At 61.7% G+C, this 13,453-nt stretch carries 10 protein-coding genes and 1 riboswitch; of the genes, 2 read left to right on the forward strand and 8 right to left on the reverse strand.

Going from position 1 to position 13,453, the window contains the following annotated elements; translation table 11 throughout:
* Window positions 1–115 precede the first annotated feature (115 nt).
* Window positions 116–1,657 (forward strand): AhpA/YtjB family protein, encoded by a 1,542-nt coding sequence (locus tag AC13EY_RS12250; RefSeq protein ID WP_335600339.1) that lies wholly within the window; start codon window positions 116–118, stop codon window positions 1,655–1,657.
* Window positions 1,658–1,674: 17 nt separating this feature from the next.
* On the opposite strand, the gene parC is transcribed toward AC13EY_RS12250, so the two are convergent.
* The 8 genes from parC to thiC all read right to left on the reverse strand — a co-directional run bounded on the left by parC (window position 1,675) and on the right by thiC (window position 11,574).
* Window positions 1,675–3,960 (reverse strand): DNA topoisomerase IV subunit A, encoded by a 2,286-nt coding sequence (parC, locus tag AC13EY_RS12255; protein ID WP_228245174.1) that lies wholly within the window; start codon window positions 3,958–3,960, stop codon window positions 1,675–1,677.
* A gap of 51 nt (window positions 3,961–4,011) precedes the next feature.
* A complete protein-coding gene (locus AC13EY_RS12260; protein WP_228245362.1) occupies window positions 4,012–4,491 on the reverse strand; it encodes a retropepsin-like aspartic protease family protein in 480 nt (159 codons plus the stop codon).
* A 41-nt stretch (window positions 4,492–4,532) separates the two neighbouring features.
* Window positions 4,533–5,558 (reverse strand): esterase-like activity of phytase family protein, encoded by a 1,026-nt coding sequence (locus AC13EY_RS12265; protein ID WP_228245173.1) that lies wholly within the window; start codon window positions 5,556–5,558, stop codon window positions 4,533–4,535.
* Window positions 5,558–7,453 carry a DNA topoisomerase IV subunit B gene (gene parE, locus AC13EY_RS12270; protein WP_088273420.1) on the reverse strand — a complete coding sequence of 632 codons (1,896 nt, stop codon included), beginning with the start codon at window positions 7,451–7,453 and terminating at the stop codon, window positions 5,558–5,560. Before parE ends, AC13EY_RS12265 begins: the two co-directional genes overlap by 1 nt.
* Window positions 7,454–7,596: 143 nt before the next feature.
* Entirely contained in the window at window positions 7,597–8,397 is an 801-nt protein-coding gene (gene cpdA, locus AC13EY_RS12275; protein ID WP_228245172.1) for a 3',5'-cyclic-AMP phosphodiesterase, read from the reverse strand.
* Between the two features lie 72 nt (window positions 8,398–8,469).
* Complete coding sequence (locus AC13EY_RS12280) at window positions 8,470–8,931, reverse strand: DUF1249 domain-containing protein (protein ID WP_228245361.1); 462 nt, start codon at window positions 8,929–8,931, stop codon at window positions 8,470–8,472.
* On the reverse strand, window positions 8,931–9,587 hold the full coding sequence (locus AC13EY_RS12285; RefSeq protein WP_228245171.1) for an NUDIX domain-containing protein: 657 nt from the start codon (window positions 9,585–9,587) through the stop codon (window positions 8,931–8,933). The genes AC13EY_RS12280 and AC13EY_RS12285 overlap by 1 nt, the downstream gene beginning before the upstream one ends.
* A gap of 103 nt (window positions 9,588–9,690) precedes the next feature.
* The gene (thiC, locus tag AC13EY_RS12290; RefSeq protein ID WP_228245168.1) at window positions 9,691–11,574 is read right to left on the reverse strand and encodes a phosphomethylpyrimidine synthase ThiC; all 1,884 of its coding nucleotides are present in this window, start codon (window positions 11,572–11,574) and stop codon (window positions 9,691–9,693) included.
* A 73-nt stretch (window positions 11,575–11,647) separates the two neighbouring features.
* Window positions 11,648–11,747, reverse strand: a riboswitch (TPP riboswitch).
* 220 nt (window positions 11,748–11,967) lie between these two features.
* Between thiC and AC13EY_RS12295 the strand changes: the two genes are divergently transcribed.
* Window positions 11,968–13,398 carry a TolC family outer membrane protein gene (locus tag AC13EY_RS12295; RefSeq protein WP_228245167.1) on the forward strand — a complete coding sequence of 477 codons (1,431 nt, stop codon included), beginning with the start codon at window positions 11,968–11,970 and terminating at the stop codon, window positions 13,396–13,398.
* Window positions 13,399–13,453: the final 55 nt, after the last annotated feature.

Below are 13,453 nucleotides of genomic sequence, written 5' to 3' on the forward strand. Positions count from 1 at the left end.
GCCCAACACCTCACAGATCAGCCTTTTGCCCCATATAGGGAATGGCTATACTCGCGAAACCGGCAATGTCCCGTCTCCCCCGAGATCCATACCTGCGCAACCATAGAGTCCCGCTTTGAGCCACAAGACGCCATCCCACGACAATCTGTTCCTGCGCTGCTATGCCAACCTGCGCCGCCGCTCACCGACGCTGGCCGGCACGATGCCGCTGATGGTGGTCGCGCCCCTGGTCCTGATCCTGGCGCTCATCCTCTGGCTGGGCAAGGTGCAGTTACAACAGGATGTCGCCCAGCAGGCCGACCGCGTTGGCAGCACACTGGCGCGCCAGATAGCGGCGAGTGCCGCCGAGCCACTGGCAGCGGAAGATCGCTTGAGTCTCAACATCCTGCTGGCCCAGTGGAACCAGAACCCGATGATCGCCCACGCCAGCCTCTACTCACCGAGCAATCGCCTGATCGCCGAGGCTGGCAGCGAACCGCCCCGCCAGCAGCGTGCACCCGGCCAGGGGAAATACATTGCGGCGATACATCTGCAGGATCAGCTCACCGGACAGGTCCAGCTGACACTGGCAGCCTCGCCATTTATCCAGCCCGCCAACCTGATGCTGGAGCGCCTGATCTGGGGCCTACTGCTGATTGGCTGCGTCGCCGGGCTTTTCGCCTGGCATCGCGGCCGCGAACTGGCGCGTCAGCTCAACGCCCTGGCGCTGTGGGACAGCACCCCCGTCTACCCGGCACCTGCCTGCAAACGCAACGATGAACTGGGTGAACTGTCACGGACGCTGCTCAACAATCGCGGCCTGATGCCAGAGCCAGAGCCAGAGCCAGAGCCAGAGCCAGAAATAATAGCCGAGCCCGAGCCGTTAACCGAACCGGCACCGATTACCAGCGCACCCGCACTCAACACCGGTGCCATCCCGATACTGGTGCCTGACGCGCCGCAGGACGACGATGACGCCGCAGACGGCCCGCAAGCACCCGCAGACTCGCAATCAACGAGCGACAGCGATGGCGAGGCCGTCGAGCATGCGCAGACTGCAGGGGAAACAGAGAGCGAGACCGAAGCAGAGTCCGAAGCACCGCTTCAGAAACAGGGCTTGCTGGCAGTGCGCCTGGGTAACCACGACGCCCTTCGCCGCCTGCCCCGCGACCGCCTGATGAGACTGCTGGAACGCTACCGTCAGCAAGTACAGCATGCCTGTCAACTCTACGGTGGAGAACAACATACCCTGCACGATGGCACCAGTATCGTACTGTTCCGAGATAGCACAGGGGATGGATCAGAACTGAAACACGGACTGTGCTGCGGCGAACTGCTGCGCGTGCTGGGCCATGATCTGCAGATCGAGATTGCCGACACCGGTATCGCCCTGCATCTGCAACTGGCGCTGGGTCATGCGGCCGGCCTTGAAGGGATGAGCGATGAAGCCCTGGGGCAGCATTCGGCCTGTCAGCAGGTTATGGAACACCTGCAGCACAGCCGTAACCTGCTGCTGGTGGATGCCGAACTGGCCGCCAGCGAAGGCCTGTCGCAATGCGCATCGGCGCGGCGTCTGGCAAGCCAGCCTGGCACCTTCTGCATCGAACGCCTGCTCGAGCCCTATCAGTCGCTGCTTGAGCGTCAGCTCAGCGCACTGTACAACCAGCGCCAGTCCTGACACTGGCGCCAGCCTCGCTACTCTGCGGCAGGTTCACTGCTTGCCGCAGCTCCCAGCTCTACTGCAACCGCATCAACCTTCTGGAAGCCGCGAGGCAGCTTGTTCCCGCGCCGGCCACGCTCACCGCTATAGTGCTCAAGGTCGGCCGCCTTCAGCGTCAATGTGCGCTTGCCGGCGGTCAGGACCAGCTGCGCACCCGGTGGCAACACCGCCAGCCCGGCAACGAACTCCTCACGCGATTTCACCCGCGCCGCAGGCAGCGAAATGATCTTGTTACCCTTACCCTTGGACAGCTGCGGCAGGTCCTTGAGCGGAAATACCAGCAGCCTCCCCTCATTGGATACCGCAGCAAGGTGACTGCTTTGCGGATAGCGGACCGGCTGCGGAGCCAGAATTCGACCGCCGTCCGGAATGTTCAGCAACGCCTTGCCGTTCTTGTTCTTGGCCAGCATGTCCTCGCCCCTGACCAGGAAGCCGTAACCGGCGTCGGATGCCAGCAGATACAAGCCCTGCTCATCCGGCATCAATACCGCGTCAAATCCTGCCCCGGTCGGCGGACTGAAGCGACCGGTCAGCGGTTCACCCTGGCCACGCGCCGACGGCAGTGTATGCGCCGACAGTGAGTAACTGCGACCAGTGCTGTCGATGAATACCGTCTGCTGATTGGACCGCCCACTGGCCTGCGCTAGGAAGCCGTCACCCGCCTTGTAACTGAGCGCAGTGCCATCCACATCGTGGCCCTTGGCACAACGCACCCAGCCCTTCTCGGACAGCACCACCGTCACCGGCTCGGAAGGTACCAGCTCGGTTTCCGACAGCGCACGCGCTTCCTTACGCTCAACCAGCGGCGAGCGACGCTCGTCACCATAAGTCTGGGCATCGGCAGCCAGCTCGTCGCGCACCAGCGTGCGCAGCTTGCGCTCGTCGCCGAGAATGCTCTGCAACTCGTCGCGCTCTTCGCGCAGCGCGTCCTGCTCGGCTCGTATCTTCATTTCTTCCAGCCGCGCCAGCTGACGCAGACGGGTGTCAAGAATGTAGTCGGCCTGCAGCTCGCTCAAGTCGAAGCGCGCAATCAGTTCCGCCTTCGGATGCTCCTCCGTGCGGATGATGTGAATGACTTCATCCAGATTGAGGAAGGCGACCAGCAAACCGTCCAACAGGTGCAGACGCGCCAGTACCTTGTCCAGACGGAATTGCAGACGGCGACGCACCGTGGCAACCCGGAAACCCAGCCATTCGCTGAGCATGCCCCACAGGTCCTTCACCGCCGGCTTGCCGTCGGTGCCGATCACGTTCATGTTGACCCGATAACTGTGCTCAAGGTCGGTGGTCGCAAACAGATGCTGCATCAGATCGTCCAGATCGACCCGATTGGAGCGCGGTACGATCACGATACGCGTCGGGTTTTCATGATCGGACTCATCACGCAGGTCAGCTACCATCGGCAGCTTCTTGTTCTGCATCTGCGCGGCAATCTGCTCGAGTACCTTGGCACCGGACACCTGATGCGGCAGCGCGGTGATAACCACCTCACCGTCTTCCCTGCTCCAGACGGCGCGGCAACGCACCGAACCGCGGCCGCTGGCGTACATCTTCAGCAGCTCCTGGCGAGGGGTAATAATCTCCGCCTCGGTCGGAAAGTCAGGCCCCTGTATATGCTCGAGAATCTCGTCAAGGCCGGCGCCCGGATCGTCCAGCAGACGAATGCAGGCCGCGGCAACTTCCTTCAGGTTGTGCGGCGGAATGTCAGTGGCCATGCCAACGGCGATACCGGTGGTGCCGTTCAGCAGCAGGTTCGGCAACCGTGCGGGAAGAACCATGGGCTCATCCATTGTGCCGTCAAAGTTGGGTTGCCAGTCGACGGTGCCCTGCCCCAATTCGGTCAGCAATACCTCGCTGTAGCGCGCCAGACGGGCCTCGGTGTAGCGCATCGCGGCAAACGACTTGGGATCGTCCGGCGCACCCCAGTTGCCCTGACCATCCACCAGCGGGTAACGGTAGGAAAATGGCTGGGCCATCAGCACCATGGCTTCATAGCAGGCTGAATCGCCATGCGGATGGTACTTGCCCAGTACGTCGCCAACGGTACGTGCCGATTTCTTGTGCTTGGAGCTGGCTGACAGCCCCAGCTCACTCATCGCATAGACGATACGGCGCTGCACCGGCTTGAGGCCGTCGCCGATATGCGGCAGCGCCCGATCCATGATGACGTACATGGAATAGTTGAGGTAAGCCTCCTCGGTAAAGGACGCCAGCGAACGTCGCTCAATACCGTCCAGGCTCAGATCCAGTGCATCACTCATGCTTGTTCTCCACACAGGCGGCAGCGCGCATTGCCCTGCCTGCCAGATAACTCATTGATACTGTCGCAGCAGCAGATCACCGCCCTGCGAACGAAAATCCAGTTGCCTGAGGGCGCTCATGCCCAGCAATACCTCTTCACCCGCCATACCGGGCACGATACCGGCCTCGACGTCGTGCAACAGAATGTCGCCCAGCTGAAGCGTCTGCAGCCGCGTGGCGTAGCCCTCGGCGGTGCCGTTGGCGGTATCGACCATGAACTGCCGACCACGTGGCAACCCCAGCTCGTCAGCCAGCGCGGCAGGAACGGCGACAAAACTGGCACCGGTATCAACCAGCAGGGTCACCGCCTTGCGGTTGATCTGACCGATGAGCAGATAGTGCCCCTGCCTGTTCGGCTCCAGCCTCACTTCCACGGCATTGCCCAACTGACTCGATGCCGGTCGCTGATTGGGATTGCGCTGACGCTCTTCCACGCTGCTGAACCAGTAGGCCGCCAGCAGCAGCCCGGCCACCCAGGCCAGAATCATCATCCCGGTCCCCAGCTTGCGCTGTGAGGGTGGCAACGGCTCGGTCACGGCTGATAGCCCTCACGCCAGTCGTCAGGCAGAGCAAAGTGGAACAACCAGGGCCGCTTATCACCATCCGGACGCGCCCGGCCGTTGTTATCCAGACCGATGATGATGCCGTCATCGCTGATCAGAAGCGCTTCGGCCAATCCGAAGGGAGCGTCCGGATAGAAATACGGTTCGACCAAAACGCTCTGGGCAAAGGACCAGCAGCGCTCACGCTTGCCCGATAGCGGATTGCGGCGGCAGACCTGATGCGCATTGCGCTCCAGCGTCCACAGCCGCCCCTGCCAGAACACCAGATCAGAAAAATCCACCGGCATCACTTCTCGATTCAAAATACCGGGACCAAAGGGCTCGGTTGGCAGGAATCGACGCTCCGCCAGCAGGACACAACCGGCCAGCGGGCATTTCCATTCATCGCCCTGACGTTGCAACTTGATCAGGCCCCGCGCCTGGCGCTCGGCAGCGAGCCAAAGGGTTCCAGCCTCGGCGTCAACCGCGATGCCTTCAGCCAGCGCGTTTATCTGCTGCCATAAGCCACGCGCCTCACCTTCGGTGTAAACGGTCGCATCCAGCGTCAGCCATTCACCGGTCACCGCTTGCTCAGCCGACGGCGGCAGACGCAACACCCCCAACTGGCTTTCGCTCACCAGATAGCGGTTGCCCTCGCTGTCGCACGCCAGACCCTCGAAATCCAGTGCCGGGCCACTCAGACCGCGCAACCAGGCACCTGCAAGCAGTTGCACAGGCAGCATCGAAGGCGCTTGTGCCGGCAGCAAAAACGCTTCAACCTCAGCCTGGTAGCTGTCTTCGGCACGTTGCAGCACAAACAGACTGCTATCTTCGCGATCAGATACAGCCAGCAAGCGCCCGTCGCAGCGCTGCAGTGCAGACAGATTGCCACGCGGCATGCCATCCAGCGGCAAGGCAGACTCCAGCTGCAACTCCGGGGCGCGCTCAAATGCCAGCGCAGCACCGCTGACTGCCATCAGGAATGCGCCAAGCAGGCGCAGACGGATGCCACTCATCAAAGCAGCACCTCAGCCAGATTGCCCTTACTCTCGAGCCAGACCTTACGGTCGGAGGAGCGCTTTTTGGCCAACAGCATGTCCATCAACTGCTCTGTATCCTGCGTCTCATCGACGGTCAGCTGCACCAGTCGGCGGGTTTCCGGCGCCATGGTGGTTTCGCGCAGCTGCAAGGGGTTCATTTCGCCCAGGCCCTTGAAGCGCGTAACCTGAATCTTGCCGCGCTTGCCCTCGGCTTCGATACGGTCGAGGATGCCCTGCTTTTCGGCATCATCCAGTGCGTAGTAAACATCCTTGCCGATGTCGATACGATAGAGCGGCGGCATGGCCACAAAAACATGACCGGCTTCAACCAGCGGGCGGAAATGACGGACGAACAAGGCACACAGCAACGTCGCGATGTGCAGGCCGTCCGAGTCCGCGTCGGCGAGGATACAGATCTTGCCATAGCGCAGTTGCTCGAGACTGGCCGCGCCCGGATCAACCCCGATGGCAACCGCAATGTCGTGCACTTCCTGCGAGCCCAGCACCTCACTGGATTCCACTTCCCAGGTATTCAGAATCTTGCCGCGCAGCGGCATGATGGCCTGAAACTCCTTGTCTCGCGCCTGCTTTGCGCTACCGCCGGCGGAATCACCTTCCACCAGAAACAGCTCCGAGCGCTTGCTGTCCTGCCCGACGCAGTCCGCCAGCTTGCCCGGCAGGGCAGGCCCCTGGGTAATGCGCTTGCGCTCGATCTTCTTGCCTGCCTTGAGCCGACGCCCGGCATGGCTGATCGCCATCTCGGCGATCTGCTGACCGATCTCTGCGTGCTGATTCAGCCACAGACTGAAGGCATCCTTGACGACGCCTGATACGAAGGCAGCCGACTCACGGGACGACAGTCGCTCCTTGGTCTGGCCGGAGAACTGCGCCTCGGCCATTTTCAGTGACAGCACATAGCTGACCCGCTCCCAGATATCCTCCGGCGCCAGCTTCAGACCACGCGGCAGCAGGTTGCGGAATTCGCAGAACTCGCGAATCGCTTCAAGCAACCCTGCGCGAAGGCCATTGACGTGGGTGCCGCCCTGGGCGGTCGGGATCAGGTTGACGTAGCTTTCCTGGACCAACTCACCGCCTTCGGGCAACCAGAACACGGCCCAGTCCACCGCCTCCTGCTTGGCACTGAAACTGCCGGCGAAAGGTTCTTCCGGCAGTTTTGGCCATTCGGCGCAGCTGTCGACCAGGTAATCGCGCAGACCGTCTTCGTAGTACCAGCTGATCTTTTCCCCGGCCTGACGGTCGTCAAAGTCGACCTTGAGGCCCGGGCACAGTACAGCCTTGGCCTTGAGCAGATGCTTGAGCCGGCTGATGCTGAATTTGGGGGAATCGAAATATTTGGCATCCGGCCAGAAGATGACCGTGGTGCCGGTATTGCGCTTGCCGACGGTACCGATGACCTCCAGCTCACGGACCTTTTCGCCATTCTCGAACGCCATGGCGTATTCCTGTCCATCGCGCTTGACCCGGACCTCAACCCGCAGCGAAAGCGCGTTGACCACCGAGATACCAACCCCGTGCAAACCGCCGGAGAACTGGTAGTTCTTGTTCGAGAACTTGCCGCCGGCATGCAGGCGGGTAAGGATCAGCTCAACACCCGAGACGCCCTCCTCAGGATGAATATCCACCGGCATGCCGCGACCATCATCGCTGACCTCAAGCGAATTGTCCTGATGCAGTACCACACTGATGCTGCGGGCATGCCCGGCGAGTGCCTCGTCGACACTGTTGTCGATGACTTCCTGCGCCAGGTGGTTGGGACGCGTGGTGTCGGTGTACATGCCCGGTCGGCGGCGCACCGGATCGAGACCGCTGAGTACTTCAAGCGCATCCGCGTTATAGGTCGAATCTGACATGGTGTGAGCAGGTATCCTTCTTGAATTTCTTCAACGCCCACCCGCCTGCCTGACTGACTGACGCCGGCCATCGGAGTGAGCTTGCATGGGGTCACATAGTATCCGGCGAGCGGACTGCCTGCCACCGTCAGTGCGGCTGCAACTCAATAGCCCACTGCTCCCGGCTCAGGCAAAAACAGGCCTTCCGGAAGGCGGCGAACAGCCGTTTCGATACGACCGTCGTCGTACAGACGCAGCCAACGATAACCAGGCGCCAGCGTATCAGTAGCAAAATCGCTGCTGCCCGCGGCAAACTGGACGCAGGTGGAAGGCGTGGCCAGCAGACGCAAATGACCAAGCTGCTGGTCGAACTGCTGGTGAATATGGCCCCAAAGCACCACCTTTACCTCGGGGCGATGCTGGATACGGCCCAGCAAGTCCTGCGGATTGAGCAGCCCGATCGGCGCCATCCAGTCGCTGCCGATGTCGACCGGCTGGTGATGCAGACAAACCATGACGTGGCGCTCGTCTGCTGACGCCAGTGCGTCATCCACAATCTGGAGCTGTGATGCTGCCAGTCGGCCAGGCACGGCACCGGAAATACTGGTATCGAGCAGAACAATTCGCCAGTTGCCGAGGTCAACCCAGGGCCGGCTAAGGCCAAGAGGCCTTCCAACCTCGGCCATCAATTCGGCGTCATCGTGATTGCCGGGAATCCAGTAGCAGGGTGCGGGCAGGCGCTGGCTGGCGGCGATAAACCGACGGTAGGCATCTTCGCTGCCATCCTGGGTTATGTCCCCGGTCGCCAGCACCACGTCCATCTCGGGTGTCTGTTCAAGCACCATATCAATGACAGCGTTCAAACTGGCGTGCGTATCCAGCCCCAGCAGGTCAGCACCCGCATCGGCAAACAGGTGACTGTCCGTCAACTGCACCACGCAGACGAAATCCGCCCCTAACGACATCGTGCCCCCACTTCTCGCTCCTTGTTTACACTCAATCTTGGCCGTTGCCGCCACAGGAATCCAGCGATTCGGTCACAGACCCTGGCCGGCAATTGATAACGGCTGCGCGCTTTGTCCATTGCGCTGACAGTATCCCAGCCACTCCCCGAGAAACTGATTCAACTGAAACTTTTCGTCCGGCTGCAACATCTGCTCGTTCGGATAGGGGTACACCCCCCGAAACCGGCGACTGTTATAGGCCGCAACCACCTCCGCCAGGCCCGCATCGTGATAAAGCCGAACTTCCATACTCGGCGGTGTTACCCACTCGTGCCGCCGCTCGTGAAACAGCTGCAGCGTCGAGGTATAGGGGCAACGCTCAAGCACGCGCATGACCAGCGCCTGAACCGCACCATCGCCAGCATCGACCACAATGCGGTGCTCATCCTCCTCGTGCATACGCGGCATCAGCTTCAGCAGCTTCCAGTAATTGCTCTCGCACAGCGCCTGCAGGCCAATCAGGTCAACGTGATAACGGGGCTTGCGCAAGGTCATCATGGCTGGGGCCCCGCCTCGGCGCGCAAGCGCTCGGCATGCAGCTGCAGCCACTGCAGCGCGATGATGCTGGCGGCATTGTCGATCCGGCCATCCTCAACCGCGGCAATGGCCTCGGCCCGCGGCCACAGGCTGACGCGAATATCCTCGCCTTCCTCGGCCAATCCGTGAATACCGCCCGCACCACGACTGTCGACCAGCGCACAATACAGATACACACGCTCGTCACTGCCGCCGGGGGACGGGAAATAGCGGGTAATGGGGTGCAGAGACAGCAGCGTCAAACCGGCCTCTTCCTGCGCTTCGCGGTGAGCGACCTGCTCCGGCGCCTCATCGGTATCGATCAGGCCGGCGACCAGCTCCAGCATCCACGGACTGTCACTTTTTTCCAGCGCACCCACCCGCACCTGCTCGATCAGCACCAGCTGATCCAGCCAGGGGTCGTAGGGCAACACACAGACAGCGTCGTGGCGCACGAACAGCTCACGGCGCAGTACCGGGCCCCAGCCACCGTCGAACAGACGATGGCGCAGCTGCAGGACATCCAGGCGATAGAAACCACGGAAGCCATCTTCCCGGCTGATGATCTCCACGTCGGCACGCGTAAAGGACAAGGCAATACCCCCAAAGGAAACGAATCGCAGCAGATCAGGCATATCCATAACGGAGCAGGATCGGCTGCCGAGCGTCTAAGCTCGCATATCTTTCGGGGCAACGGCAAGGGTTCAGACGTGCCAGAACCCTCGCCGCACTGACTTGCTAGAGCTTGTGGTAGAGCTGCGATCCGGTAGTGCGAAACTCCTGCGACTTGGCCTTCATGCCCTCTTCAACCGCCAGATCAACCGCAGCAATACGCTGTTCGGCTGCGTATTCGCGCACTTCCTGGGTGATCTTCATAGAGCAGAACTTGGGGCCGCACATCGAGCAGAAGTGCGCCACCTTGGCCGACTCCTTCGGCAGCGTTTCATCGTGGAAGGCACGCGCGGTATCCGGATCCAGACCCAGGTTGAACTGATCTTCCCAGCGAAACTCGAAGCGCGCCTTGCTCAGGGCGTTGTCACGAATCTGCGCGCCCGGGTGCCCCTTGGCGAGATCGGCAGCGTGGGCGGCGATCTTGTAGGTAATGATGCCGGTCTTGACGTCATCCCGATTCGGCAGCCCCAGGTGTTCCTTGGGCGTTACATAGCACAGCATGGCGCAGCCGAACCAGCCGATCATCGCCGCACCGATACCGCTGGTGATGTGGTCGTAGCCGGGAGCTATGTCGGTCGTCAACGGACCCAGGGTGTAGAACGGTGCCTCATCGCAGCACTCCAGCTGCTTGTCCATGTTCTCCTTGATCAGTTGCATCGGCACGTGGCCCGGACCTTCGATCATGACCTGCACATCGTGCTTCCAGGCGATCTTGGTCAGCTCGCCCAGGGTTTCCAGCTCGCCGAACTGGGCTTCGTCGTTGGCATCGGCAATGGAGCCGGGACGCAGGCCATCGCCGAGCGAGAAGCTGACGTCGTAGGCCTTCATGATTTCGCAGATGTCCTCGAAGTGGGTATAGAGGAAATTCTCTTTGTGGTGCGCCAGACACCACTTGGCCATGATCGAGCCACCGCGCGACACGATGCCGGTGACCCGTTTGGCGGTCATCGGCACATAGCGCAGCAACACGCCAGCGTGAATGGTGAAGTAATCCACGCCCTGTTCAGCCTGTTCGATCAGCGTGTCGCGGAAGATGTCCCAGGTCAGGTCTTCGGCCACGCCGCCAACCTTCTCCAGCGCCTGATAGATCGGCACGGTGCCAATCGGCACCGGCGAGTTACGGATGATCCACTCGCGGGTTTCGTGAATATTCTTGCCGGTCGACAGGTCCATTACCGTGTCGGAGCCCCAGCGAATACCCCAGGTCATCTTCTCGACCTCCTCCTCGATGGAGGAGCCCAGGGCCGAGTTACCGATATTGCCGTTGATCTTTACCAGGAAGTTGCGGCCGATGATCATCGGCTCCAGTTCCGGGTGGTTGATGTTGGCCGGGATAATCGCTCGACCACGGGCGATCTCTTCGCGCACGAACTCGGGGGTAATTTCCTTCGGAATACTTGCGCCGAAACTGTGACCGGCATGCTGATCCTTGAGCAGCCCCGCATCACGCGCCTGCTGCAGCTTCATATTCTCGCGAATCGCGACGAACTCCATTTCCGGCGTAATGATGCCGCGGCGGGCGTAGTGCATCTGCGTCACGTTGCAGCCGGCCCTGGCGCGGCGCGGCGTGCGCACGTGGGCAAAACGCATATGGTCGAGTGACGGGTCAGCCAGACGCGCGGCGCCAAACTCGGACGTCAGCCCCGGCAACACTTCTGTATCACCACGTTCGTTGATCCAGGCACTGCGCACATCGGCAAGCCCCGCGCGCAAATCGATGCTGACACCCGGATCGGTATAGGGGCCAGAGGTGTCATAGACCAGCACCGGTGCGTTGGCCTCGCCACCAAAGTCGGTTGGCGTGTCGGCCAGGCTGATTTCCCGCATGGGTACGCGGATATCCGGGCGCGAGCCGGTCAGGTAGACCTTGCGGGAATTGGGGAAAGGCTGGGTGGCGGCGCTGTCGGCACCAGAGGTGGCGATGGCGGTATCAGGCAACGTGCTGTTCATTATTGTGCTCCACTGCGTTGAGGTGCGCAGGGAACCGAATGACCACGACCACCCCAGCCCGGACGGACTGAAGCCTGCGATCGATCTCGATTCCTACGCCGGTACTAACCGGTTCAGGTTCAACGGGTATCATCTCAGCCCCCTGCAAGCAGGCAGCACCCCGTCAAGATGTCCGCACAGTCTAGAGATATGCTGTTACCGTCTCAAGCCCACGACAGATATCCCTTCCCGACACGCAGATCAAAGCGCCCGTGATGGCTGACAAAATCCGCGAAAACGTCAGCAAAAGTCGCAACAACAGATTGTTCCCAATTGTGTTCCCCAAAGCCGCTTGACCCCGGCCCCCGACCCTTTTAGCCTTGCCTGACCTCCTCTCATGCGAAGGATTCGTGCATGTTGCGTCCGCTTACCGTTGCACTGCTGCTGGCCGGAGCTTCCGCTCACGCCGCTGCCAATACCGATCTGATGACCGTTTACCAGCAGGCGGTGCTCAACAGCGCTGACCTGGCCGCAGCACAAGCGGATGCACTGGCCCGTCAGGAAGCCCTGCCCCAGGCCCGCTCGCAGCTGCTGCCCAACCTCGGCGTCGCCGCCGGCGCCTCACGCCAGGACCTCGACATTGATAACGTAGGCGGCGACGAATACTCCAACCACTACTATCAGGCCAGCCTTACCCAACCCCTGTTCCGGGCTGACCGCTGGTTCAGCTACCAGGCCGCTAAGTCGGTGAGTCAGCAGGCCCAGCTGGAGTTCTCGGCGACCCAGCAGAACCTGATCCTTGAGGTCTCCCAGGCCTACTTCAACGTCCTGCGCGCTTCAGACAACCTGGCAACGGCAAAAGCCGAGGAAAAAGCCTTTTCCCGCCAGCTGGAGCAGGCACGGGAGCGTTTTGAAGTCGGCCTGTCCGCACGCACCGACGTCCTCGAGGCACAGGCGGGATACGACAGCGCCCGCGCAGCGCGCCTGACCGCCCAGACCAATCTGGACGTCAGCTACCAGGCGCTGACCCGTCTGACCACTCAGGACTACGACAGCCTGTACGGCATTAGCCACGAGCTGCCGATCCTGCCGCCGACACCGGCCAGCATGCAGCAGTGGGTCGAAACCGCCGCCGAACAGAATCTGACCCTGCAGGCCAGCCGTTACGCCATCGACAGCGCCGAAGACAGCCTGCGCAGCAGCAAGGCCGGCTATGCACCGGTCGTCGATGCCTTTGTGCGCTACAGCAACGGCGGCGCCAGCATCGCCGGTACCGGTCAGGCCAGCACCGATACAGAGTTGACCAGCTTTGGCGTGGAACTGAGCATGCCGCTGTTTACCGGCGGCCTGACCACCTCCCGCGTGCGCGAGTCGACCTACCGCCTGACCCAGGCCGAGCAGAGCAGCGAGGCGCAGCTGCGCCGGGTTGTGGAAAGCACGCGCAACCTCTACCGCACCGTCACCTCCAGCGTTGATGAAGTGGCCGCACGGCGTCAGGCCATCGTCTCCGCCAAGGCCGCGCTCGACGCCACCCAGACCGGTTACGAAGTCGGCACACGCAACGTGGTGGATGTATTGGAAGCCCAGCGCAACCTGTTCCGCACCGTGCGCGACTACAACACCGTGCGCTACAACTACATCATCAACAACCTCAGCCTGAAGCAGGCGGCCGGTACACTCAGCCCGCAGGATCTGCAGGACCTGTCACAGTGGCTGAACCCGAACTACGACCCGGATCGGGACTTCATCCCGCAGACAACCGAAGAGGAAGCCCGGCAGATGTCGATGGGCGGCCAGCCGCAGCCGCCTGCCATGCCAGCCAACGGCGACAGCAGCACGTTCTGAACGCGGAGCACGAAAACCAAAACAGCGCCCGAGGGCGCTGTTTTGGTTTGTTCTG

The sequence above is a fragment of the Halopseudomonas sp. L-58 genome (assembly GCF_056859475.1).